This is a genomic window from Corallococcus silvisoli (assembly GCF_009909145.1).
GTDB classification, from domain to species: Bacteria; Myxococcota; Myxococcia; order Myxococcales; family Myxococcaceae; genus Corallococcus; species Corallococcus silvisoli.
The window spans coordinates 1-1,528 of record NZ_JAAAPJ010000055.1; the positions used below are offsets into that span (position 1 = coordinate 1).

Here is a 1,528-nt window from a genome sequence, read left to right on the forward strand (position 1 = left end):
GCGCCTTCACCACCCGCTCGAAACCCTCCATCCACCGCTGCACTGTCCGCTCGTCGAACAGGTCCGTGCTGTACTCCCACAGCCCCGTCAGCCCCTCCGCCCCTTCCGTGAAGGAGACGATGAGGTCCAGCTTCGCGGTGCCGGTCTCGAAGTCGACGCCTCGCAGGCTCAGTCCCGGCAACCGCAGCTCCGGCACAGGTGCGTTCTGGAGCAGGAGCTTCACCTGGAAGAGCGGCGCGTGCCCCAGGCTGCGCTCGGGGTTGATCGCCTCCACCAGCTTCTCGAAGGGCACGTGCTGATGCGCGTACGCGGAGAGCGTCGTCTCACGCACCTTCCCGAGCAGTTCCCGGAGGCTCCGTCCCGGCTCCACCGTGGTCCGCAGCACGAGCTGGTTGATGAAGAAGCCGATCAGGCCCTCCACCTCGCGGTGATCGCGACCCGCGACGTCCGTGCCCACCACGACGTCCTCGCGGCCTGACACGCGTGACAACAACGCATTGAAGGCCGCCAGCAACACCATGAAGGACGTGACGCCCTCACGGCGCGCAAGCCGCCTGACGCCTTCCTGGAGCTCCAGCGGCAGGCGCTGCACCCGGTGTGTTCCCCGGTGGCTCTGCACCGCCGGACGCGGGTGATCCACCGGAAGCTCCAGCAGCGTTGGCGCTCCCGCGAGCCGCGTCTTCCACCAGCCCAGCTCGGAGGCCAGCCGCTCCTCGTCCAACCAGCTCCGTTGCCACGCGGCATAGTCCGCGTACTGCACGGCCAGCTCTGGCAGCGAGGGCTGTTCGCCCGCGAGGAATCCCGGGTAGAGCGCTCCCAACTCCTTCAGGAGGATGCCCGTGGACCAGGCGTCGGAGACGATGTGGTGCATCGTCAGCAGCAACACGTGCTCCGTCTCATCGACCTTCAGCAACACCGCGCGGAGGAGCGGCCCTCGCGACAGGTCGAACGGCTTCCGGGCCTCCTCCTCCGCCAGACGCAGCACCTCCGCCTGACGCTCCGCCTCGCCATGCGCGCTCAGCTCGCGCACCTCCAACGGCAGCCGACCCTCCGCGTGGATCTCCTGCACCGGCGTCTGCCGCGCCACGGGGAACGTGGTGCGCAACACTTCGTGCCGCCGGAGGATCGCCTCGAAGCACCGCTCCAGTACGCCTACGTCGAGCACACCTGACAGGCGGACCGCCGCGGGGACGTTGTAGAGCGGACTGCCCGGCTCCAGCCGATCCAGGAACCACAAGCGCTGCTGCGCGAACGACAGCGGGAGCTCTCCTTCCCGGCTCACGGGCAGCACCGGCGGCATCGCGCGCGAACCTTCTGCCTGCCCCCGGATGTGCTCCACCTTCGCGGCGAGCATCGCCACTGTCGGAGCATCGAAGACCTGTTGAAGCGCGACCTCGACGCTGAACATCTCGCGAAGCCGTGAGACGACCTGGGTTGCGATGAGGGAGTGACCGCCCAGGTCGAAGAAGTTGTCGTGCAGCCCGACGCGCTCCACCTTCAGCAGCTCCGCCCACTGCTCCGCGATGAG

At 68.3% G+C, this 1,528-nt stretch carries 1 protein-coding gene; it reads right to left on the minus strand.

Going from position 1 to position 1,528, the window contains the following annotated elements:
• On the minus strand, nucleotides 1-1,528 hold a 1,528-nt coding region (locus GTY96_RS37020), incomplete at both ends, for a condensation domain-containing protein (protein WP_235686147.1).